Source organism: Bacillus sp. OV166, assembly GCF_900177675.1.
Taxonomy (GTDB): Bacteria; Bacillota; Bacilli; order Bacillales; family Cytobacillaceae; genus Neobacillus.
The window spans coordinates 4,900,126-4,922,817 of the sequence record NZ_FXWM01000001.1; the positions used below are offsets into that span (position 1 = coordinate 4,900,126).

At 39.0% G+C, this 22,692-nt stretch carries 20 protein-coding genes; 2 read left to right on the forward strand and 18 right to left on the reverse strand.

Annotation, left to right across the window (positions count from 1 at the left end):
* Positions 1–66 precede the first annotated feature (66 nt).
* From CCK98_RS24070 to CCK98_RS24145, 16 genes are all read right to left on the reverse strand, one after another.
* The gene (locus tag CCK98_RS24070) at positions 67–789 is read right to left on the reverse strand and encodes an amino acid ABC transporter ATP-binding protein (protein ID WP_088088891.1); all 723 of its coding nucleotides are present in this window, start codon (positions 787–789) and stop codon (positions 67–69) included.
* On the reverse strand, positions 782–1,441 hold the full coding sequence (locus CCK98_RS24075) for an amino acid ABC transporter permease (RefSeq protein WP_088088892.1): 660 nt from the start codon (positions 1,439–1,441) through the stop codon (positions 782–784). Before CCK98_RS24075 ends, CCK98_RS24070 begins: the two co-directional genes overlap by 8 nt.
* 62 nt (positions 1,442–1,503) lie before the next feature.
* Entirely contained in the window at positions 1,504–2,280 is a 777-nt protein-coding gene (locus CCK98_RS24080; protein WP_088088893.1) for an ABC transporter substrate-binding protein, read from the reverse strand.
* Positions 2,281–2,488: 208 nt separating this feature from the next.
* Positions 2,489–3,661 carry a M20 family metallopeptidase gene (locus CCK98_RS24085; protein WP_088088894.1) on the reverse strand — a complete coding sequence of 391 codons (1,173 nt, stop codon included), beginning with the start codon at positions 3,659–3,661 and terminating at the stop codon, positions 2,489–2,491.
* Between the two features lie 131 nt (positions 3,662–3,792).
* Positions 3,793–4,230 carry a BrxA/BrxB family bacilliredoxin gene (locus tag CCK98_RS24090; RefSeq protein ID WP_088088895.1) on the reverse strand — a complete coding sequence of 146 codons (438 nt, stop codon included), beginning with the start codon at positions 4,228–4,230 and terminating at the stop codon, positions 3,793–3,795.
* Between the two features lie 84 nt (positions 4,231–4,314).
* Positions 4,315–5,439: a methylmalonyl Co-A mutase-associated GTPase MeaB gene (gene meaB / locus CCK98_RS24095; protein WP_088088896.1), complete on the reverse strand. Its 1,125-nt coding sequence runs from the start codon at positions 5,437–5,439 to the stop codon at positions 4,315–4,317.
* On the reverse strand, positions 5,439–7,637 hold the full coding sequence (scpA, locus tag CCK98_RS24100; protein ID WP_088088897.1) for a methylmalonyl-CoA mutase: 2,199 nt from the start codon (positions 7,635–7,637) through the stop codon (positions 5,439–5,441). Before scpA ends, meaB begins: the two co-directional genes overlap by 1 nt.
* Positions 7,618–9,516 carry a methylmalonyl-CoA mutase subunit beta gene (locus tag CCK98_RS24105; RefSeq protein WP_179195916.1) on the reverse strand — a complete coding sequence of 633 codons (1,899 nt, stop codon included), beginning with the start codon at positions 9,514–9,516 and terminating at the stop codon, positions 7,618–7,620. The genes scpA and CCK98_RS24105 overlap by 20 nt, the downstream gene beginning before the upstream one ends.
* A gap of 129 nt (positions 9,517–9,645) precedes the next feature.
* Entirely contained in the window at positions 9,646–10,944 is a 1,299-nt protein-coding gene (locus tag CCK98_RS24110; protein WP_088088899.1) for a dihydrolipoamide acetyltransferase family protein, read from the reverse strand.
* A 138-nt stretch (positions 10,945–11,082) separates the two neighbouring features.
* Entirely contained in the window at positions 11,083–12,066 is a 984-nt protein-coding gene (locus CCK98_RS24115; RefSeq protein ID WP_088088900.1) for an alpha-ketoacid dehydrogenase subunit beta, read from the reverse strand.
* Positions 12,067–12,078: 12 nt separating this feature from the next.
* A complete protein-coding gene (locus tag CCK98_RS24120; RefSeq protein WP_088088901.1) occupies positions 12,079–13,074 on the reverse strand; it encodes a thiamine pyrophosphate-dependent dehydrogenase E1 component subunit alpha in 996 nt (331 codons plus the stop codon).
* 183 nt (positions 13,075–13,257) lie between these two features.
* Positions 13,258–14,679, reverse strand: coding sequence for a dihydrolipoyl dehydrogenase (gene lpdA, locus CCK98_RS24125; RefSeq protein ID WP_088088902.1), 1,422 nt, complete (start codon positions 14,677–14,679; stop codon positions 13,258–13,260).
* 21 nt (positions 14,680–14,700) lie between these two features.
* Positions 14,701–15,804 (reverse strand): butyrate kinase, encoded by a 1,104-nt coding sequence (buk, locus tag CCK98_RS24130; RefSeq protein ID WP_088088903.1) that lies wholly within the window; start codon positions 15,802–15,804, stop codon positions 14,701–14,703.
* Positions 15,805–16,027: 223 nt separating this feature from the next.
* Complete coding sequence (gene bcd / locus CCK98_RS24135) at positions 16,028–17,131, reverse strand: branched-chain amino acid dehydrogenase (protein WP_088088904.1); 1,104 nt, start codon at positions 17,129–17,131, stop codon at positions 16,028–16,030.
* 24 nt (positions 17,132–17,155) lie between these two features.
* On the reverse strand, positions 17,156–18,067 hold the full coding sequence (gene yqiS, locus CCK98_RS24140) for a phosphate butyryltransferase (RefSeq protein ID WP_088090537.1): 912 nt from the start codon (positions 18,065–18,067) through the stop codon (positions 17,156–17,158).
* A gap of 132 nt (positions 18,068–18,199) precedes the next feature.
* Positions 18,200–20,275, reverse strand: a complete 2,076-nt coding sequence (locus tag CCK98_RS24145; RefSeq protein ID WP_088088905.1) for a sigma-54-dependent Fis family transcriptional regulator — start codon at positions 20,273–20,275, stop codon at positions 18,200–18,202.
* Positions 20,276–20,460: 185 nt separating this feature from the next.
* On the opposite strand from CCK98_RS24145, the gene CCK98_RS24150 reads away from it, so the two are divergent.
* Positions 20,461–20,700: a DUF2627 domain-containing protein gene (locus tag CCK98_RS24150; RefSeq protein WP_088088906.1), complete on the forward strand. Its 240-nt coding sequence runs from the start codon at positions 20,461–20,463 to the stop codon at positions 20,698–20,700.
* 10 nt (positions 20,701–20,710) lie between these two features.
* Here the strand turns inward: CCK98_RS24150 and CCK98_RS24155 are convergent, their stop codons facing one another.
* Entirely contained in the window at positions 20,711–21,436 is a 726-nt protein-coding gene (locus CCK98_RS24155) for a glycerophosphodiester phosphodiesterase (protein WP_088088907.1), read from the reverse strand.
* A gap of 38 nt (positions 21,437–21,474) precedes the next feature.
* Here CCK98_RS24155 and CCK98_RS24160 point away from each other — a divergent pair, with 38 nt between their 5' ends.
* The gene (locus tag CCK98_RS24160; protein WP_088088908.1) at positions 21,475–21,615 is read left to right on the forward strand and encodes a YycC family protein; all 141 of its coding nucleotides are present in this window, start codon (positions 21,475–21,477) and stop codon (positions 21,613–21,615) included.
* Positions 21,616–21,732: 117 nt separating this feature from the next.
* Here the strand turns inward: CCK98_RS24160 and spo0A are convergent, their stop codons facing one another.
* The gene (gene spo0A / locus CCK98_RS24165; protein ID WP_088088909.1) at positions 21,733–22,524 is read right to left on the reverse strand and encodes a sporulation transcription factor Spo0A; all 792 of its coding nucleotides are present in this window, start codon (positions 22,522–22,524) and stop codon (positions 21,733–21,735) included.
* Between the last annotated feature and the right edge of the window lie 168 nt (positions 22,525–22,692).

The window sequence follows — 22,692 nt, forward strand, 5'->3', positions numbered from 1 at the left end:
CCATCTTTAGCATATCCCTATTAAAGCATTTTTTGCAAGAAATCCTGATAATAAAGATTGATTCTACTACAATACTTTCTCTAAAAAGTCCTTTGCTCTGCTTGTCCGAGGGTTATTAAAAAATTCATTAGGAGAGCCTTCTTCTAGTAATACCCCTTCATCAAGGAAAATAATCCGGTCGGAAACCTCACGAGCAAATCCCATTTCATGTGTTACGATGGCCATAGTCATTCCTGAATGAGCAAGGTCCTTCATAACATTGAGTACTTCCTTGACCATTTCTGGGTCAAGCGCTGAAGTAGGCTCATCAAATAACATTAACTTCGGTTCCATGGCAAGGGCACGCGCTATGGCAACACGCTGCTTCTGTCCACCTGATAAATTATTCGGATAGGCTTTTTCTTTTTCGGTAAGCCCCACACGAGCTAACAATTCGCGCGCTTTTTTTTCAGCAAGTTCTCGCGATTCCCCTTTTACTTTCATCGGAGCATAGGTTAAGTTTTCCAAAACCGACAGATGTGGAAATAAATAAAAGTGTTGAAAAACCATACCGATTTGTTCACGAACTTTCATTATATTTGTTTTGCTATCAGTAATCTCTTGATTATTAATCCAAACTTTCCCTTGCGTTGGTGTCTCTAATAAATTTAAACAGCGTAAAAAAGTGGATTTACCAGATCCTGATGGTCCAATAATCGAAACTACTTCCCCACTATCAATATTGGTTGAGATATTTTTTAACACTTCGTTATTGCCAAATTGTTTATAGAGGTTTTCTACTTTAATCACTGTACTTCAGCCTCCGTTCAAACCGTTTCCCTGCCAAAGTCAGCACCATTACTAAGATCCAATAGATAAATCCAACAAAGATTAATGGTTCAAAATTACGATAAGTATCCGCTCCGACAACTTGCGCACGACGCATCAAATCTAGATAACCAATCGTAGAAACGATTGCTGATTCTTTTGTTAAGGTAATAAACTCATTCATCAATGCAGGTAAGATATTTTTTAGTGCTTGAGGTAAGATTAGGTCCTTCATCATGAGACGATAAGGAACACCTAGTGCTTGTGCTGCTTCGGTTTGACCTTTATCAACCGCTTGAATTCCGGCTCTGATAATTTCCGAAACATAGGCGGATGAATTTAAGCCAAAAGCTAAGATTGATGATAAAAATGGTGAGATGTCATACCCCGTTAATTGCGGGATCGCAAAATAGATTAGCATTAATTGTAAAATTAATGGTGTCCCACGAAAAATAGATGTATATGCATCACCAAACCAATTTAATGCTTTGTTTCGTGAAATTTTAAACAAAGCTAAAATTGTGCCGAGGATAAAACCTAAAATAATTGAGATAATAACAAATTTTAATGTAACCCATATTCCCTCTAAAATAAAAGGAATATAAGGCACAATTTGGCTAAAGTCCAAATTCATGCCTTACACCTCACTTTATAATTTTCTTTGAGTCATTAGTCTAGTTGCCATTCATTTTATGCTTATTGCTGGTCTTTTAACCACTTGTCCTTTAATTCTTGGAGTTTTCCGTTCTCCTCCATGTCTTTTAGGACCTTATTTACATCATCAGTTAAGTCACTGCCTTTTGGAAATGCAACTGCCATTCCAGGAGAACTTGTTGTTGGATCATCAAATCCAGCTAAACCTTGTTCCTTTACATATCCTGTTGCAACTGATTTATCCATATAAGCAACCTGGATACGATTTGATAATAGTTCTTGAATTAAAGTTGTTGCATTGTCTAACGGCTTAATCGTAAAATCTACCTTTTTTTGAAGTGTTTTGGCACCCTCTTCTTGAATGGTTCCTAACTGTACTCCAACCGTCTTTCCTTTAAGATCATCGATAGTTTTAATTTTAGAATCTTTAAGTGTGATAAACATTTCACCTGAATGGTTATAAGCTGTTGAAAAATCAACATTTTGTTTGCGTTTTTCTGTTGCTGACATACCAGCAAGTACCATGTCCACACGTTTAGCCTGTAATGCCCCGACTAAACCATCAAACTTCATGTCTTTAATATCTAGTTTATAACCTAATTCTTTTGCAATAGCATTGGCTAAGTCAATATCAAATCCCTCGACCTTACCTGATGGATCTCTTGATTCAAATGGTGCAAAATCTGCTGATGTAGCCATTGTTAAAACTTTGTTATCTCCTGTTTTTTCTCCATTTGCTCCGTCCTTATTACTTTGGCCGCAAGCAGCCAACACCACTAATGTTAAGATCATGGTAAAAAATAAAAATGTTTTTTTCATGATGTCTCCTCCTATATTTAATAATATCTGCTTATGCTAATTTGAATTTTTATTCAACAAAACGAATATTAACACATAGATTTTGTTTTGAAAAGATATTATTTTAATATAAAAATATTCAAAAAATTCTGCGTTTTAATATATTAAAATAATATTAAAAGCAAATAAAAAGCACCCCCTTGAGAAGAGATGCCTTTTTGAGATTATGTTAATGATTGCCTACTACTGTTTGCCTAAATTCATTTTTCATTTTTTCCAATTCATCTTTATTAGTTAATAAGTCAAATCCTGTTAAGGCAAGGGCCAATGCCCCTTTAGAAAGAATCTGATGGGAATTGTCAGTGATGGTTAAGTCGGCAAATTCCCTTGTATGTGCGATTAGTCCAGGCGAATCAAGACCAATATAAGGATGTATCGCAGGAACAACATGACTTACATTTCCCATATCAATGGAACCATATGAATCTTTCGCTTTCTTAACTTGCTTCACACCTGTAGATAAGAGATTGTCTGTAAATAATTTAGATAATACTTGATTGGTAACCATATTATCATAGCTCAATTCGTAGTTTTCAATATGAACCTCTGCACCTGTCATTAAAGATGCACCTTTTGCTATATTAATTACCTTTTGAACAACCTCGTTTAAATAGGTTCGATCCTTAGCTCGAACATAAAACTGAGCTACTGCTTTATCTGGGACAATATTGGCTGCTACTCCTCCTTCTTTAATAATCCCATGGATTCTCACATCAGAAGTCACATGTTGACGAAGTGCATTGATGCCATTAAATAATTGTATAACAGCATCCAGTGCATTAATTCCCATCTCTGGAGAAGCTGCTGCATGACTTGTTCTGCCACGGAAGTCAAATTGAATCGCATCCATCGCTAAGGAATCACCACTCTCATAAGATTCATCAGCCGGGTGTAAAATCATAGCTGCATCAATATCATCAAAAATACCTTGTTCAGCCATTGGAACTTTTGCACCGTTTGTTTCTTCAGCAGGTGTTCCTAATACAACTACACGTCCGCCAATTTCATCTGCCACTTTACTTAAGAGAGCTCCAGCCCCGGCACTCATCGTTCCAATCAGATTATGACCGCACCCATGTCCAACCTCAGGCAGTGCATCATATTCCGATAAATAGGCAATCGTTGGTCCCTCCTTCTTAGAGTCGTATACCGCTTTAAAGGCAGTAGCTCGGCCAACAGTTCCTTTTTCAACTACAAATTTATGTTCCTCAAGGAATTCTATTAACTGTTTGCTAGATTCAAATTCTTGATCCCCTAATTCAGGATGATGATACAAAGAATCACTTATCTCCCATAATCTATGTTTAATGATTTCTAAATAATTTTTTAATAAATCCTTCATGCTAGAATCTCCCCTTTAGTATGATTAAAATTACAAAATAATTAATAAATATACATTAAAAATATCATTTTGACAAGAACAAAAGGCCAAATCGATTGATGATTTGGCCCTTCCTTCATTCGGCTTTTATATTAAACTTCTTCGCAATATTCATCAAATTCTTTTTGAAGTTTTGACACGACTGTTGCTGGATCAAAACCCTCGATTTGATGTCTTTCAACCATTGTAATAATCTTGCCGTCCTTTAAGAGGGCAAATGATGGGGAGGATGGTGGATAGCCAGTGAAATAACTTCTTGCTTTTTCGGTTGCTTCTTTATCCTGTCCAGCAAAAACAGTGACAAGGTGATCCGGGCGCTTATCAAAATGTAAGGCATGTGCTGCTGCAGGACGTGCAACTCCACCCGCACAACCACATACAGAATTAATCATTACTAAAGTGGTCCCTTTTTGCTCCAGTGCTTCCTCAACATCTGCAGGTGTTTTCAACTCTTTATATCCGGCAGACACGATTTCTTGACGTGCCTGGTTAACAACATCATTCATAAAAAAATTAAAATCCATGCTCATTAAATTCACTCCTTAGATTTAAGACTATATCTACATATTAACAGTAAAAATGTTTGATTATCAAATATCAATACTTGTGGTAGCTTATTCTTTTTTTTGAAAAAAAGTCTTAAAAAGACTTTCCACAGCAGAGGCGACTGTCTTTCCACCTGCAATTACTTCATTCTCTAATTTTGGCAGCTGGTTCATAATCTCAGGATGATGATAAAAATGATAGTGCAACTGATCCGTAATCATTGCATGTAGCCATTCTCTTGATTGGGCATTCCTTCTATCTTCCAAGACTCCAGTGAACTTTCCTCTCGATTCAAAAGCTTGAATAACTTCCCATATCTTATCAATACCTTCTTGAGTCAAAGATGAACAGGTATGGGCTTTTGAAATCCAACCTTTTGTCGCTGGCTGCAGAAAGTGAAGGATTCGATTATAATCTTTCCTTGTCAATTCAGCCTTTTGTTTATTATCCCCGTCTGCTTTATGGACAATTATCGCATCAGCAAGCTCCAGAATCCCTTTCTTCATGCCTTGCAGTTCATCACCCGCCCCAGTCAGCACCAGCAGCATAAAAAAGTCGACCATATCCCTGATGATAAATTCACTTTGTCCGACGCCGACCGTTTCTATTAATATCACATTAAACCCCGCTGCCTCACAAAGCAACATCGATTCTCTTGTTTTTCGATGAACACCACCGAGTTTTCCTGCCGATGGTGACGGACGGATAAACGCCCGTGGATTCCTTGCTAACTGTTCCATACGCGTTTTATCTCCCAAAATACTACCACCCGAGATACTCGAGGTTGGATCAATTGCTAATACAGCCACCTTTAGACCCAAACTGCAGAGATACATTCCAAACTCTTCGATAAAAGTACTTTTCCCAGCACCAGGCACCCCAGTAATTCCAACCCTTATCGAGTTTCCGCTGAAAGGCAGCAATCTTTGCAGTAACTCTTGTGATTTTTGGAAATGATGCTCTGCATTACTTTCTACAAGAGTAATAGCACGAGCAAGCAAGCCTCTGTTTCCTTTTAGTACCCCGTCAAATAATTCTTCAACTTCTAGTTCTGAAGAGTTACGTTTTTTAAATCGAATACTTTTTTGCAAAGAAGTTGCTTGACCTTCAAGTTCCTCCCCCTTTCTTACCACACTTGAGCAAAGTTCGGGCTTTCTTGGATCGCTCCATTCAGGTTTTTGATCTGCAGCCATTAGTCTGCCACTTCCTCATAACCGAGTTGAAGATAAATTGCTTTGATTACTTTTTGCGCTGCTATCGGAATCACTGTCCCAGGTCCAAAGATAGCCACTGCTCCGTTATCGTATAAAAATTGGTAATCTTGTGCTGGAATAACACCACCAATAACCACTAAGATATCTTCACGTCCTAGTTTTTTCAGTTCAGCTACTAATTGTGGCAATAGCGTCTTGTGCCCAGCAGCAAGCGAGCTCATACCAATGACATGGACATCGTTCTCAATTGCCTGCAAGGCCGTTTCTTCTGGTGTTTGGAATAATGGACCAATATCAACATCAAATCCCAAATCAGCAAATGCAGTGGCGATGACCTTTGCCCCGCGGTCATGTCCGTCCTGACCCATTTTTGCAATCAGAATTCTTGGTCTTCTACCTTCATTCTTCAGGAATTCGTCGGACATTTCTTTTACTATCAAAATTTGTTCCTCATTACTAAAAGCTTTACTATATACTCCGCTAATTGCATGGATGACCGCTTTATGTCGATTTGCTACTTTTTCGATGGCATCGGAAATCTCCCCAAGAGTTGCCCTCTCTCTTGCCGCCTTGACAGCAAGCTCCAAGAGGTTGTACTTACCTGTTTCCGCTGCTTTCGTTAAGGCGGTTAACGTTTCTTCCACTTTTATGTCATCACGATTAGCTTTTAATACATTTAATTTTTCAATTTGTTTCAACCGAACCGCTGTATTATCGATATCTAAAATATCAATTGCTTCTTCTTTCTCAAGGCGATAACGGTTGACACCAATGATGACTTCTTTTCCAGAATCAATTTGTGCTTGCCTTCTAGCGGCTGCCTCTTCAATTCTCATTTTTGGAAGCCCAGTCTCAATGGCTTTAGCCATGCCACCTAGACCTTCAATCTCCTCAATATGTGTCCATGCTCTATTAACCAATTCATCTGTCAATTTTTCAACGTAATAGGAGCCTGCCCACGGATCAATAACATTTGTAATCCCCGTTTCTTCTTGCAAAAACAATTGCGTGTTACGAGCAATCCGAGCAGAAAAGTCAGTTGGCAGTGCAATCGCTTCATCCAAGGCGTTTGTATGCAGGGATTGGGTATGCCCCATTGCCGCAGCATGTGCTTCAATTAATGTGCGTGTAACATTATTAAAAGGATCTTGCTCTGTCAAACTCCAGCCAGATGTTTGCGAATGGGTGCGTAACGCTAATGATTTTTCATTTTTAGGATGAAAAGATTTCATCATTTTTGCCCAAATCAATCGAGCGGCACGCATTTTAGCTACTTCCATGAAATAATTCATCCCAATTGCCCAAAAAAAGGATAATCTTGGTGCAAATGAATCTATTTCAATTCCTGCCTTGAGTCCCGTGCGTACATATTCCAGACCATCCGCTAGTGTATAAGCTAGTTCTAAATCAGCTGGTGCACCAGCCTCCTGCATATGATAGCCCGAAATACTAATACTATTAAACTTTGGCATGTATTTTGACGTATATTCAAAAATATCAGCTATTATTTTCATTGACATTTCCGGAGGGTAAATATAAGTATTACGAACCATATATTCCTTTAAAATGTCATTTTGGATGGTTCCCGCCAGCTTCTCTTGACTTACACCTTGTTCTTCAGCCGTCACGATGAAAAAAGCAAGAATGGGCAGAACGGCCCCGTTCATGGTCATTGAAACGGACATTTGGTCTAAAGGTATCCCCTCAAATAACGTCTTCATATCAAGGATAGAATCAATGGCCACCCCTGCTTTACCGACATCTCCGACAACACGTGGATGATCAGAGTCATAGCCGCGGTGGGTGGCTAAATCAAAGGCAACCGATAATCCCTTTTGCCCCATCGCTAAATTTCTGCGGTAAAAGGCATTGCTTTCCTCTGCAGTTGAAAAGCCTGCATATTGTCTCACTGTCCACGGCCGATTAACATACATCGTTGGATAAGGCCCTCTTGTATAAGGAGGGAGTCCCGGCAGATTGTCTATATGCTCAAGATCTTCACGATCTTCTTTTGTATAGAGTGGTTTTAAACTGATTTGTTCATTTGTCTCGAACAGTAGATCATCAATGGAGGTATTTATCTCTTTGTGTACTTTTTGCTGCCACTCTTCTTTGGTCATAAAACTTTGATTGTCAAATAAAGAAATATTTTGAAAATCAGGCTTTTGTTTCTTCAATCTTGCTCACCTCCAGGTCGTTAAGGATTGACGAAAGCGTTTCGTAGCAATTGCTTTTCATATGGATAAACTGCTTAATACCAGCATCCTTCCATCGGTCCAGTTCTTCTTTTTCTGGAAGGCCTGCTAAGTAAAAAATCAACTCAGGGAATTCCGTTTTTAGAGAAGGCAGGATTCCATAACCGATTATTTCATATTGTTCATTCGTACCGCATAAGCAATAATACTTGGCAGGCGTTTCTAAAATAAATTGTCTAGCTTCCTCTAAAGATAATATCGGCTTACTTTCGGCTGCTTTCAAACCGCCTGCTGCAAGAAAGCCCTTCATAAAATCAAGTCTTGCTTTATGCTGCTTTAATCCACCAAGACAAATCATCCCTACAGTCGGCTTTGAGCCTAATTTTTCTTCGAGATCCTTTGCCTTTTTTCGCAATTCTTCAAATGGTTCTGCCAATCTCAGATCCGGAATGGCCTCTATTTTTATTAAAGAGTTTTCCATATTAGTAAAATATGAATTTCTCGTTTGAGTTTTTTTATGCGTAACAATTTCATCCAGATTAGCGTAGACATTTGTTCCAACAATGCTTTTCTTTCTTGTTTGAACATCTTGATTCTTTTTTTCATAGACAACAGCAATCTCCTGCTGCAGCCAATTTGTTTTTAAAGTTTCTAGAATACCACCATTTGCTTCAATTTGTTGAAAAAATCCCCAAGCTTTTTCAGCTAAGTCATTGGTTAGTTCTTCTACATACCAAGAACCTCCAGCAGGATCAATCACTTTTGTTAGATGTGCTTCTTCCTTCAAAAGAAGTTGCGCATTTCTAGCAATTCTTTCCGAAAACGAAGTGGCACCTGTGAGATCATCGAAGGGTCGCACATGCAAGTATTGAATGCCCCCAACCACGGCCGCAAAGGCTTCATTTCCAGCACGCAGAAGGTTTACATTCGGGTCATTAACTGTTTTTGTGAAAGAAGAAGTTTCAGCAGCTATATGCAACCTGCCCATATCATCAGTAGATCCGTAAACATTACTTATTCGATTCCAAAGGACTCGAGCGGCACGAAGTTTTGCAATTTCCATAAAAAAATTGCTGCCAATCGAAAATTGGAAGATCATTTTTGCAAAGATTTCATCCAGTTCCATGCCTGCATTCTGAAGGTTTTCAAGGTAAAATATCCCTTCAGCCATTGCAATCCCTAGTTCTTGAACAGCGCTCGCCCCACCATTATGATATGGAGCAGTATCTATTAGAATTGTACGCACATTAGGTAATTTTTCATTTGAGTGGACAATGTTTTTAACCCAATCATTGAAAAATTCCTCAGAAATACATCCCTCTTCAGCGAAAATGGCGACGGGATCAGCTCCAATATATCCTCGGAGTTTGTCGATAGCCCCTTCTTGTTCCGCCATTCTTTCTAATTTCGAAAGAAAAGCAATTTGTAAACTTTTTGCGTTAATTGAAAATGGATATTGGAAATAGGATTCTCCTAATAATTTTGCTAGGTTTGTTTCGACTTCTAGTAAAGCTTTTGAGACTTTAAATGAAATAGCCGTTTGGCCTTTATTAAATGATTGTCTGAGTTTCTGCTCCAACTCTTCTGCGGTTTGATAGGAGAGTTGTTGGGCGACCACCCAGTCATTTGTCAAGTAACCTAACGGATAGGTCCCTCTTCTAAAATCTGAACCTCCTGGAAAATCAGGTACTGGTCGCTCATCTTGATGGGTATAAAGCGGTTTCAAAATAATGTTTTCATATGTAGTAGTTTGTAAGGATTCAACCGTTTTTCCTTTTAAAGATTGCTCTGCTTTAGTTTTCCATTCATGTGTGGATCCTGAAGGAAAAGACTGATTCTTTATTTTTTCCAAACTTTTCATCCCCCTCCCATTATACATAATTGAAATAAAATTCAATTAATTCTACTAAGTACTATTTTATGGTACAAACACAATTCAAGCAATTAAAAACAAAATAACCGCTGCCAAGCATGGAAGCGGTTGTTTTGTTTAGTAAATCGAAGTTGTTGATTTTGATGTATTTTCAAGTATTTCTTTTACGCGTTGTAGGAATCGGCCGCAAACAAGTCCGTCCAACACTCTATGATCAAGTGACATACATAAATTCACCATATCACGGACAGCAATCATTCCATTATTCATGACAACTGGACGCTTGACGATGGACTCCACTTGCAAAATGGCTGCTTGTGGATAATTGATGATACCCATTGATTGAACAGAGCCGAATGAACCTGTGTTGTTTACGGTGAAGGCTCCGCCTTGCATATCTTCTGATCTTAGCTTTCCAGTTCTCACTTTGACAGCAAGTTCAGAGATTTCACGTGCAATCCCCTTAACTGTCTTTTCATCTGCCTGTTTAATGACAGGAACATAGAGAGCATCGTCCGTTGCTACTGCTATCGAAATATTGATATCTTTCTTTTGGATGATTTTATCTCCCGCCCACATTGAATTGATTTGCGGGAATTCTTTCAGAGCTTGCGCAACGGCTTTGACAAAGAAAGCGAAGAAAGTTAAATTGAATCCTTCTTTTTTCTTAAATTCATCTTTGAGGGAGTTGCGGTACTCCACCAAATTAGTTGCATCCACTTCAATCATTGTCCAGGCATGCGGTGCTTCGTGTTTACTGCGCAGCATATTAGCGGCAATCGCTTTGCGGATGCCTGTCACAGGGATTTCAATATCACCAACTGCAACCGGAATATTGACAGCTTGTGCAGATGCTGTAGGCGTAGAAACTGACTGAGTTGCTGCTTGTGTTGATGCTTCCACAACTGCTGGCTCTTTGTTAATTTCAACATTTTGTTCTGCAACTGGAATATTTCCTGATTCAATTAATTTTAATAGATCTTTTCTGGTAATTCGCCCACCAGCACCGGTGCCTGACACCTTTGTTAAATCGATCCCATGTTCTTGAGAAATTTTTAGAACTGCAGGTGAATAACGGGCCTTGTTTCCTTGATCCACTGGTTCTGCATTTACTGCAACGCTTTGTGCAGCGGCATCGCTTGTTACCAAAGCCACAGTTTCCTGGGGAGTTCCACCTTCCATTTCAATCGTGCAAATCATTTCACCAACTGCTAAGGTTTCACCTTCTTCAGCGATTAACTCCTTAACCACACCTGTAAAGGAGGATGGAACTTCTGCATTTACCTTATCTGTCATAACCTCTGCTAGGGGGTCGTATTTATTTACTTTATCGCCAACGGATACGAGCCATTTACTAATCGTGCCTTCGGTTACACTTTCCCCTAACTGAGGCATTTTAATTTGTTCAATTACCACTTTTTACACCCTCCTATTGTCCAGCTCCGGCGCCTAGCCCCTCGAGTCGCTTCGGTCCAGCCAATGAAGTCAAAAAACGACTTCACTGTCAGGCCCGGAAGCAGCTGTCGGGGCTGAACAAGTGCCTCCGCTTTTCGTTTAATACTCAGCTAATTCGCGCATGGCTTTTTCGACTTTATCCGGATTTACCATAAAGAATTTTTCCATTGTTGGAGAATACGGCATTGCCGGTACATCTGGTCCAGCTAAGCGCATAATTGGTGCATCTAATTCAAATAAGCAATTTTCAGCTATGATCGCAGAGACTTCACTAATAATGCTGCCTTCTTTTGTGTCTTCTGTAACAAGAAGGACCTTACCCGTTTTCGATGCAGCTTCAATGATTGCTTCTTTATCAAGTGGATACACAGTCCTCAAATCAAGAATATGTGTTGAGATTCCATCCTTCGCTAATTTTTCAGCAGCTTGAAGGGCAAAATGAACACATAGACCATAAGTAATAACAGTAATATCTTCTCCCTGGCGCTTTACATCCGCTTTTCCGATTGGAAGAGTGTAATCATCAGTCGGGACCTCACCTTTGATTAATCGATAGGCCCGTTTATGTTCGAAGAATAATACCGGATCATTGTCACGGACGGCAGCTTTTAATAGTCCCTTCGCATCGTAAGGTGTGGAGGGCATCACAATTTTCAATCCAGGCTGATTAGCAAAAATAGCTTCAACTGACTGGGAATGATAAAGTGCACCATGAACACCACCGCCATATGGTGCACGAATAACCATCGGACAGCTCCAGTCATTATTAGAGCGATAGCGGATTTTTGCAGCTTCCGAGATAATTTGATTAACTGCCGGCATAATAAAGTCGGCAAATTGCATTTCAGCAATCGGCCGCATGCCATACATCGCTGCACCGATTCCTACCCCAGCAATTGCTGATTCGGCAAGAGGTGTATCAATGACACGCTCTTCCCCAAATTGTTCATACAATCCTTGCGTCGCCTTAAACACACCGCCTTTTAAGCCAACATCTTCACCAAGAACAAAAACCCTTGGATCTCGTTCCATTTCTTCTCGCATTGCCATTGTGATTGAATCAATATATGAAATTATCGCCATGTTTCATCCCCCTTACAAGTCCGCATAAACATATTTCAGTGCTTCTTCCGGTGCAGAATACGGAGCATTTTCTGCATAGTCAGTCGCTTCATTCACTTGCTTCATCACGCGGTCATTGATTTCCTTCTCCAACTCATCATTCATGACACCAGTTTCCTTTAAATAGGCCCCAAAAGTTATAATTGGGTCTTGTGTTTTGGCTTTTGCAACCTCATCTGGAGCACGGTAGGAACGGTCGTCATCATCAGAAGAGTGTGGAGTTAGACGATACGATATGGTTTCAATCAATGAAGGGCCTTCCCCACGACGGCCACGCTCCGCTGCTTCCTTTACGACTTTATAAACTTCTAATGGGTCGTTCCCATTAACAGTAAAGCCAGGCATACCATATCCAATCGCACGATCTGAAACCTTTTCACACGCTAATTGTTTTTCGATTGGGACAGAGATCGCGTACTTGTTATTTTCACACATGAAGATAACTGGAAGTTTATGTACACCTGCAAAGTTTGCCCCCTCATGGAAATCCCCTTGGTTAGAGGAACCCTCTCCAAATGTTACAAACGTAACCAGGTCTTTTCTTTCCATCTTCCCGGCAAGGGCAATTCCAACTGCATGTGGTACCTGAGTTGTAACTGGCGAAGAACCTGTGACAATCCGATTTTTCTTTTGGCCAAAATGGCCAGGCATTTGACGACTACCAGAATTAGGGTCTTCTGCTTTTGCAAAACCGGATAGCATCAGTTCCCTTGGAGTCATACCAAAAGCCAATACTACCCCCATATCACGATAATATGGAAGAACATAATCTTTTTCACGATCTAGTGCAAATGCCGCTCCCACCTGTGCTGCTTCTTGACCTTGACAAGAAATAACAAATGGTATTTTACCAGCGCGGTTCAATAACCACATCCGTTCATCAATTCGGCGGGCTAAAAGCATAGTTTCATACATTTCCAATACTTTTCCGTCGCTTAAACCTAAAGCATCATGACGCTTTTCTGTCATTTAGTTCTTACCTCCCAATTGTTCATAGAAATGCGGAAGCGCCTTGATCAGCCCCGACAAGCGCTGGAGAGCCTGCCGATGAAGTCGTTCTTTTGAATTCATCGACAGGATCGAAGCGACCTCGAGGGGCTAGGCGCTGCAGCTAGACACTAAAAACCTTTACAATGTTTTTTATTAATTCTTTTAAGAATGGATTGCTTTCCCATCAACTGCGAGTGCAGCTTCACCAATTGCCTCTGACAAAGTTGGGTGTGGATGAATTGTATGTGCAATTTCCCAAGGTGTCGCATCTAATACCATCGCAAGCCCTGCCTCGGTAATCATATCCGTTACATGTGGACCAATCATATGCACCCCAAGAATATCATTGGACTCCTCATCAGCAACAATTTTTACAAATCCATCAGATTCTCCAAAAACAAGTGCCTTCCCAATCGCACGAAAAGAAAACTTACCAATTTTCACTTTATGACCTTTTTCTATTGCTTGATCTTCTGTTATCCCGACGCTTGAAACTTCTGGATTACTATAAATACATCTAGAGACTAAATTATAGTCAAATGGAGTAGGATCTTTCCCAGCGATATGTTCAACAGCTACAATCCCTTCATGTGAAGCAACATGGGCCAGTTGTAATCCACCAATCACATCACCAATCGCATAAATATGCGATTCTTTTGTTTGAAAAAATTCATTTGTTAAAATAAAACCCTTCTCCACTTGTATTTCTGTATTATCAAGCCCAATTCCTTCTGTATTTGCTTGACGTCCAACCGAAACTAGAATTTTTTCTGCTTTAAACTCTTTCAAAGCACCTTTAACTTCTGCAGAAATCGCCACGCCATTATCCTTAACCAACGTTTCTGGGAGCACTTTTGCACTTGTAACAAGTTTAATTCCCTTTTTCTTCATTAAGCGCTGCATTTCTTTTGAGATTTCCTTGTCTTCTGTCGGAATAATGCGGTCAGCATACTCAATAACCGTTACTGTCACACCAAAATCAGATAACATAGACGCCCATTCAATTCCAATTACACCCCCACCAACAATAATGATGGAACTTGGAAGTGTTTCTAACTGCAATGCTTCATCAGACGACATTATATATTCTCCATCAATTTCAAGCCCTGGAAGTGTCCTCGGTCTAGAACCTGTTGCAACAATTACATTTTTCGGTAGCAGCATTTCATTTTCTTTCCCGTTATTCATTTCAACAGAAATTGTACCCGGCATCGGTGAAAAGATGGATGGCCCCAAGATTCTGCCTAATCCCTCATAGACATCGATTTTGCCCTGCTTCATTAAATGCTGAACGCCTTTGTGAAGTTGATCAATTATTTTATTTTTCCGATCCTGTACTAAACTAAAATCAACCGTTACATCACTTGTGATAACTCCAAAATCTTTACTATGTTTGGTTGTTGCATAAACTTCCGCACTTCTAAGGAGCGCTTTACTTGGAATACATCCTTTATGTAAACATGTCCCGCCAAGTTTTCCTTTTTCTACAATAGCTGTTTTCAATCCAAGCTGAGAGGCCCTAATGGCAGCTACATAGCCACCAGTTCCCCCGCCAAGAACGACCAAATCATATTCTTGTGCCATTTTCTTTCCTCCCCATGTACCTTAAATTTTAGCTGTTTTAAATTTACCTGGATAAACTTTTTCCTCTTCTTCACCTCGTAAGACTCGAAGTGCTCCTTCAGCTAAGGCTTGAAGTTCGTTTTCCCCTGGCTGAACAATAACATCAGCAATCCAATTAATTCGATCGGTGATAGATTTCACAAATCCTTTTCCGTAGGCAAGGCCTCCAGTCAATATAATTGCATCTACTTTTCCTGATAATACAGTACTAGCAGCCCCAATTTCCTTTGCTACTTGATAGGCCATTGCATCATATACAAGCTTTGCCTCATCATCACCAGCTGCTATTCTTTGTTCTACCTTTACCGCATCATTAGTTCCTAGGTAGCCAACAAGGCCACCTTGGCCCACAAGCATCTTCATTATTTCTTCACGGTAATATTGCCCCGAGTAACAAAGTGCTACTAAATCCCCAACTGGAACGGTTCCAGCACGTTCAGGGCTAAAAGGTCCATCCCCATGAAGACCATTATTTACATCAATTACCTTACCATGTTTATGGACACCAACGGTAATCCCACCACCCATATGGGTAACAATTAAATTCAAGTCACTGTATTTTTCCCCTAATTCCTTTGCTACCCTTCTTGCGACTGCTTTTTGATTCAAGGCATGAAAGATACTTTTCCGTTCAATTAAGGAAAATCCAGAAATTCTCGCTAGTGGTTCAAGCTCATCAACAACAACAGGATCAACGATGAAGGAGGGAATATTTAGTCCAGAAGCGATTTCGTAGGCAGTGATTCCGCCAAGATTTGATGCATGCTGTCCGGCATAACCAGACCGAAGATCCGCTAACATCACATCGTTAACGGCATAGGTTCCACCTTCAATGGGTCTAAGCAAACCTCCACGGCCACATACTGCAGACAGTTTGGAAATATTTATCCCTTCATTATCCAGTATTTCCAAAATTATCGATTTTCTAAATTCATATTGATCAATTATATTTGCAAAAGAGTTTATATCCTCTGAATCATGACGAATTGTTTTTTCAAAAATGGAAATATCATTATCGAAAACCCCAATTTTCGTGGATGTCGAGCCTGGGTTGATGACGAGAATCCGATATTCATTATCTTGCAACGTATTTGACCTCCAATTTGTATTTCTTATGATTGAAGTCGTATGGTAATTTAATATAACAATAAGTGCCCTATGAAAGGCAAAGACGCTGAATTCCCATTCAGCGCTCTGCGGATTTATTTTTGTAAATCCAAATTTTAACTCTTTGAATTTAGATAACTGTCTAGCTCCAGCGCCACGCGGCTAGTGTACTTCGCTAAACGGGCGCTTCCGCTTTTCTTGTTTATCTTGATATTCTATGACTTAAGATATGGTGGCCATTTTGCAGGAATTGGCTTCTTGAATTACGAATCCTTGCAATTCTTTCTTCTGCCATCCGATTAGCTGCTACGTATGTTGGAATACCATCACGTTTTGAAATTGCGATTACTTTTTCAATCGTTGCATAGAGCTGTTCAACCTTTTTCATTGCCCGTTCTTGGTTGTAACCATAGAGTTCATCAGCAACATTGATTACGCCGCCAGCATTAATAACATAATCGGGAGCATAAACAATTCCCATTTCATGGATGATATCACCGTGACGGGTATCTTTTAATTGATTGTTTGCCGAACCTGCAATAACTTTTGCCTTTAGCTGTGGAATCGTTTCATCATTAATTGTTGCTCCTAGAGCACATGGCGCATAAATATCACATTCTACACCATAAATTTCATCAGGGTCTACCGCAAGTGCACCAAATGCTTCTACCGCACGGTTAACAGCCTCTTTATTAATATCCGTTACAATGAGCTGAGCCCCTTCTTCATGCAAATATTCACAAAGTGTATAGGCTACATTTCCAACACCTTGAATGGCAACTACTTTTCCTTCAAGCGAATCAGATCCAAATGCCTCTTTCGCCGCTGCTTTCATTCCGCGATAAACACCGAATGCTGTTACAGGGGAAGGATTGCCTGATGAGCCAAATGCTGGAGAGATCCCCGTCACATAATCTGTCTCTTCGTGAATTAAATCCATGTCAGCTACTGTTGTGCCTACATCTTCTGCTGTAATATATCTGCCATTTAAGCCTTGGATGTAACGGCCGAATGCACGGAACATCTCTTCATTCTTATCTTTTCGAGGATCACCGATGATAACCGTTTTACCACCACCAAGATTTAAACCTGCCGCAGCATTCTTATAAGTCATTCCTTTTGCTAGGCGTAGTGCATCTTCTATTGCTGCTTCTTCAGATGCATATGTCCACATACGTGTTCCACCCAAAGCAGGTCCTAAAGTTGTATCATGAATAGCAATAATTGCTTTTAATCCTGATTGTTTATCCTGGCAGAATACTACTTGCTCATAATCGTATTGTTCTAAGTACTTGAAAATTTCCATGTAAAATTCCTCCTCGATTATTGACTATCTATTTGTTGTTGCACAGCATAATGCCAGTGCAAGAGAATAAAGCTTACTTTCAGCAGAATCAGCTCTGGACGTTAACACAATTGGTGCCTTTGCCCCGGCTATCACCGCACCGACTTTTGCATTTGCGAAATATATTAATGATTTATATAATACATTGCCTACTTCGATAGTTGGAACTAATAAAATATCTGCATTTCCTGCCACTTCACTATGAATTCCTTTGTGTTCTGCAGCCAGTGTTGATACGGCATTATCTAAACCTAACGGGCCATCTACAATACAATCAGATATTTGTCCTCGTTTATTCATCACAGTTAATAATGCTGCATCTAATGTAGCCTGCATTGCCGGATTAACTACTTCCACGGCAGCAATAGGGGCCACTTTAGGTATTTCTATTCCAATCGACCTCGCAAGGGAAACTGCGTTTTTAATAATTTGTGCTTTCTGTTCTAAATCTGGAGCAATATTCATTGCAGCGTCTGTTACAATCGTAAAACGATTGAAGCCAGGAACCTCAAATGCAGCAATATGTGATAAAACATTCCCAGTCCTAAGTCCATATTCCTTATTCAAGACAGCTTTTAAGAAAATATTGGTTGGGATGTTACCTTTCATCAAGACATTTGCTTCTTTGTTAAAAACTGCTTTCACAGCTAATTCTGCAGCAGCAGCATTAGAATCGGCATTGATAACTTTTAGATAATTATTGCTAATGGTTTTCTGTTTTTTTAATTCAATAATAGAATTTATTTTTTCTTCATCACCAAATAGAATAAAATTGGCGATATTTCGGTCTAATGCAGCTATAACCGCTTCAATGACTTCTAAATCTTCTGCAGCAGCAACTGCAACAGTGTTTGAACTTACTTGGGCTGCTTTGTTAATTAGTGAATCCAGCAACAAGTTGTCATCAACCCTTTCTCCTCTTACTGCAACTCCCATTATGTAATATGCAATTTCCGTGCCAAACCAATCCACTATGAAAACGCTTTATTTTCCATTCTAAAGTGTGCAACATTTTTCATAATATGAAATTTATTGCATGCTATTCTTTTCAAGGTTGTATTTTTCAAGCTTATAATACAAATTCCTCACAGACAATCCCAGCGTTTTCGCTGTCAATGTCTTATTTCCATTTAAGCGAAGAAGTGTCTGCTTAATAATTTTCGTCTCATATTCATCCATCATATCTGATAAGGAACGGTCTATCACAAAGGAATCATTACTGTAGCTTAAAGAAGGTTCATTTGTGCTTTTTTTATTTTTTAGCTCTGGTAGATGATGAACATCAATAAGGAGCTCATAATAATTCATAAAAATAATCGCTCTGCCAAGGATATTTTCTAATTCTCGAACATTTCCTGGCCAGTCATAGTCCATTAACTGGTGTAACGCTGCCGGTGTGATTCCTTCAACGTTTCGTCCATAATCCTGGCTTATTTTTTGAATAAGCCGCTCATTTAAAAGAGGAATTTCCTCTTTTCGCTTCCTTAATGGAGGGATATGGATTGGCATTCGATTTAAACGATAATATAAGTCTTCCCGAAAGGAGCCTTTAGCAATACCCTTTTCTAAATTGACATTAGTTGCCGCAATAATTCTTACATTAATGGAAATTGGCTTTGTCCCACCGACTCGGATAATTTCTTTTTCTTGAAGTACTCTCAGTAATTTTGCTTGCGTATTCACTGGAAGTTCACCAATTTCATCGAGAAAAATACTCCCATTATTAGCTTCTTCGAAAAAGCCTCTTTTTCCTCCTCTCATTGCACCAGAAAAAGCACCTTCCTCATAGCCGAATAGTTCACTTTCTAACAATGTTTCCGAAATTGCTGCGCAATTGACCCGAATAAATTTGTTATATTTACGGTCGCTTGCATTATGTATAGCATGGGCAAACAATTCTTTCCCGGTTCCTGATTCACCCCTAAGGAGAACGGTTGCAGGTGTTTTCGCTCCTAGTTTAGCTTGTTCAATCGCGAGCATCATTTCATCAGATTGAGCAATTATATCCTCAAAGGTATATTTCGCTTCAAGCTTGCGGATCAGTTGTCGTGCGCGGTTCAATTCTCTATTCAGTGATTTTATTTCGGACATATCATGAATAACGCCAACACTGCCTTTTAATTTCCCTTTTACGATAATCGGGGCCACATTTACGATTACTTCTCGTTTGTTTGGCCCCACTCTCATCGGAACGCCGCGTACAGCTCTTCTGGTTTGCAACACCTTCATGTGCATACTCTCCCCTTCAGAAATATCTGCTGTAGCTGGTTGACCAATAATCTGATCATGGGACAATCCAGTAATACGGGAGTATGCTGGATTAATAAGAATGCCTCTGCCATTTTCATCCACAACAGATATTGCATCATCACTAGAATGGATAATGGCTTGCAGCATGGTTTGAATTTCCTTTAAGTCCGTAAGTTCCTCAGCAAGATTAACAACCTCAGTAATATCTTTAAAAACAGCAAATGCACCTATTAAAGTCCCATTTTCCTCGATAATTGGAATACGGGTCGTAATGATTTTTCTATCATTACTCAGAACCATTTCTTGGTTTGCTTCAATTCTTCTTGTTTCTAAAATTTGAGGCAGCCTTGTTGTTGGAATAACATCAACAACAAATTTCCCAATTGCCTGTTCACTCTTTACACCCATGATTTCTTGTGCCCGTTTGTTGAATAAAATGATCTTTCCATACTTATCAATAACGATCATTCCATCATTTGCAGCATTAAAGATTAGTTCCTGCTGGTAGGATTCATTTTTGTGCTTTTCAATTAGCTCCTCTTTTTCTTGCATAATTTTTGCAACCAGAAATGCAACGGTTCCTGGAATCAGAATGGTATTTTGACTTTTAGATTTTCTAAGTTCATGGAAAACAGTATCATTTCCTGTTACTTCAATGATAATATCAATAGGTTCTGCTAAAAATGGGCGCCAGTCTTCCCCTGTTTTTATCCCTTCTTCTTGAGCGAATAAAACCCCCGGTGCATCCATGTTCCGATCAATTACCACACTGACTTTTAATACTTCAGATTCTTTTAAAATTTTTAAGATTGCCGTACCACCTTTTCCAGCACCAACAATCATGACATTTTGCATTTTTTCTACCCCTTTAAGAAAATTTTTTCATATCATCTTAAGAAAAATATGCAACTTTTTTCATATCTATTTTATAACCAATCACAATCCTTGACAAATTTTATCTATATAATAATATTTTGATGAGATATAATCTAAATATGACATGATATTACAGTAAATTTTGAAACTGGAAGGATTTATTTATGAAGCGAATAATTGCCCTCATCATAGTATTGATTCCTGGAATTTTGGCCGCTGTTGGTATTAAATTAATGCGTGATATGTTATTCGGGATTTTACAAGCCCCATTCCCTAATTTATTGATTCAATTTCTAGCTGGGCTTATCTTTTTTGTCGGCGGTCTAGGTTTTGTGGCAGGCTTTATCTTTCATCGAGACCGAAAAAGAAGCAAGGTTCAAAAAAGATTTAAAAATACAAAATAAAAAGAGGCCACTACGGTCTCTTTTCATATTGTTTTCGTATTTTTAACGCTTTTACTGGATCATCTGTAATAAACGCCGTGCAATTAATATTAAAAAGGCGATGCATATCCATCTCTTTATTAACAGTATATGGCCGTACGGCAATCCCGTTATTTATTGTATTTATGATAACATCATCAGACATGACTGAGTATTTTGGATGGATCCCCTTTGCTCGGATCGCTTGGGAATAAATCCATGGCATGTAGATGCCTTCAAGAAAAAGAGGGGCTATTTCAATTTCAGGTGCTAGGCTGTAACTATAAACAATACTATAGTGATTAAAAGAGGAAATAATAATCCGATCCATTAAATTAAATTTTCGAACAAGTTGAATTACTTTTTCTTCCATTCCCTTATAGGGAAATAGCGCATTCTTTAATTCAATATTACATAATAATCTATTGGAAGTAAGCCACTCAAGAACTTCAGCTAATGCAGGTATGGGTTCTTTTTTGCTTTTTAGATTGGCATTCAATTTCCGAAGATCTTTATATAAGAAATCTTTTACAAATCCATTCCCGTTCGTTGTTCGGTCGACTTTTTCATCATGAATAACAACTAATTCGCCGTCTTTTGTTAACTGAACATCTAATTCTAACCCGTCTGCACCTGCTTTTTCTGCTTCACGAAAGGCTCCTAATGTATTTTCTGCAAAAGAAGCCGAATAGCCACGGTGCGCAAAAATCTGAGTCATATTTTCACTTCCCAACTTTCAAATTGGAGGAATTTCAAATGAAACCATTACAGTTATCAACAGAAACAGCAATTAAGCTTTCCCAAAAGTTAAATGTGCCGATAGAACAGATTATGCATATGCCCCAACATATTCTCATCCAAAAACTGATGGAATTGGAGAAAGAGAAGGAAAATTAAGTTCCACTATGTTGATTGGGGCGCCTGAGAGCGGAATTCAACAGCCACTTTTAAAGAACCTACGGAAAAAAAATAGCCTTCATTTCTTTCGATGAAGGCTTACAATTAATTATTATTTCAAGATGCCTTGTGTTCAAGCCTCAATTTATCCGCAACCATGGCAATAAATTCAGAATTGGTCGGTTTTGCCTTAGACATGCTGACAGTGTATCCGAATAGCGAGGAAATGGAATCAATGTTTCCCCGGCTCCAAGCCACTTCAATAGCATGACGGATCGCTCTTTCCACACGGCTCGCTGTTGTGTTATATTTTTTGGCGATATCTGGATACAACACTTTCGTAATAGACCCTAAAAGTTCGATATCGTTATATACCATTGAAATGGCCTCACGTAAGTACAGATATCCTTTAATATGTGCTGGGACACCAATTTCATGAATGATACTTGTAATACTAGCATCCAAATTTTTAGGTTTTTGCTCAGTTTGAGAACGATAAGTTGTTGATGTTGATTTTCGTGTAAATGAATTGTTATTTCCGCTAACTTGTCGAATATGGCTTCCTAAATTCTCCATATCAAATGGTTTCAAAATAAAGTAGGAAGCACCAAGTTCAACTGCTTTTTTTGTCACATCTTCCTGACCAAAGGCAGTGAGCATAATGACGTTGGGAAGTACACCTTTTTTAAGGTCACGGAGGCGCTCAAGTACAGCCAAACCATCAAGATGCGGCATAATAATATCCAAAACTAGAACGTCAGGGTCGGTTGTCGATAACATTTCTAGACACTCTTGTCCATTATGAGCAATTCCTGCAACTTCCATATCATCTTGGGACGAAATAAAGTCCTCTAATAATCCAACTAGCTCCCTATTGTCATCAACGACACAAACTTTAATTTTCTTCACTTCTAGTTCCTCCTCGGGTTTAAATCATAAAATCTATTTCATCTAACATTTCTAATCAGTTGTATTCTCCTAATTCTATTCTAAATTAGAAATTCGACAATGCAACAAAAATTCCTCTCATTTTTTTAATATTTCTTAAAATAGTGATAAAATCTTATCTTATCTTTG

What these genes read in the sequence shown, in the direction of transcription:
- CCK98_RS24075 (WP_088088892.1), bottom strand. Translation starts at nt 1,441, where the DNA reads ATGAATTTGGACTTTAGCCAAATTGTGCCTTATATTCCTTTTATTTTA.
- CCK98_RS24080 (WP_088088893.1), bottom strand. Translation starts at nt 2,280, where the DNA reads ATGAAAAAAACATTTTTATTTTTTACCATGATCTTAACATTAGTGGTG.
- CCK98_RS24085 (WP_088088894.1), bottom strand. Translation starts at nt 3,661, where the DNA reads ATGAAGGATTTATTAAAAAATTATTTAGAAATCATTAAACATAGATTA.
- CCK98_RS24090 (WP_088088895.1), bottom strand. Translation starts at nt 4,230, where the DNA reads ATGAGCATGGATTTTAATTTTTTTATGAATGATGTTGTTAACCAGGCA.
- meaB (WP_088088896.1), bottom strand. Translation starts at nt 5,439, where the DNA reads ATGGCTGCAGATCAAAAACCTGAATGGAGCGATCCAAGAAAGCCCGAA.
- CCK98_RS24105 (WP_179195916.1), bottom strand. Translation starts at nt 9,516, where the DNA reads ATGAAAAGTTTGGAAAAAATAAAGAATCAGTCTTTTCCTTCAGGATCC.
- CCK98_RS24115 (WP_088088900.1), bottom strand. Translation starts at nt 12,066, where the DNA reads ATGGCGATAATTTCATATATTGATTCAATCACAATGGCAATGCGAGAA.
- CCK98_RS24120 (WP_088088901.1), bottom strand. Translation starts at nt 13,074, where the DNA reads ATGACAGAAAAGCGTCATGATGCTTTAGGTTTAAGCGACGGAAAAGTA.
- lpdA (WP_088088902.1), bottom strand. Translation starts at nt 14,679, where the DNA reads ATGGCACAAGAATATGATTTGGTCGTTCTTGGCGGGGGAACTGGTGGC.
- bcd (WP_088088904.1), bottom strand. Translation starts at nt 17,131, where the DNA reads ATGGAAATTTTCAAGTACTTAGAACAATACGATTATGAGCAAGTAGTA.
- CCK98_RS24145 (WP_088088905.1), bottom strand. Translation starts at nt 20,275, where the DNA reads ATGCAAAATGTCATGATTGTTGGTGCTGGAAAAGGTGGTACGGCAATC.
- CCK98_RS24150 (WP_088088906.1), top strand. Translation starts at nt 20,461, where the DNA reads ATGAAGCGAATAATTGCCCTCATCATAGTATTGATTCCTGGAATTTTG.
- CCK98_RS24155 (WP_088088907.1), bottom strand. Translation starts at nt 21,436, where the DNA reads ATGACTCAGATTTTTGCGCACCGTGGCTATTCGGCTTCTTTTGCAGAA.
- CCK98_RS24160 (WP_088088908.1), top strand. Translation starts at nt 21,475, where the DNA reads ATGAAACCATTACAGTTATCAACAGAAACAGCAATTAAGCTTTCCCAA.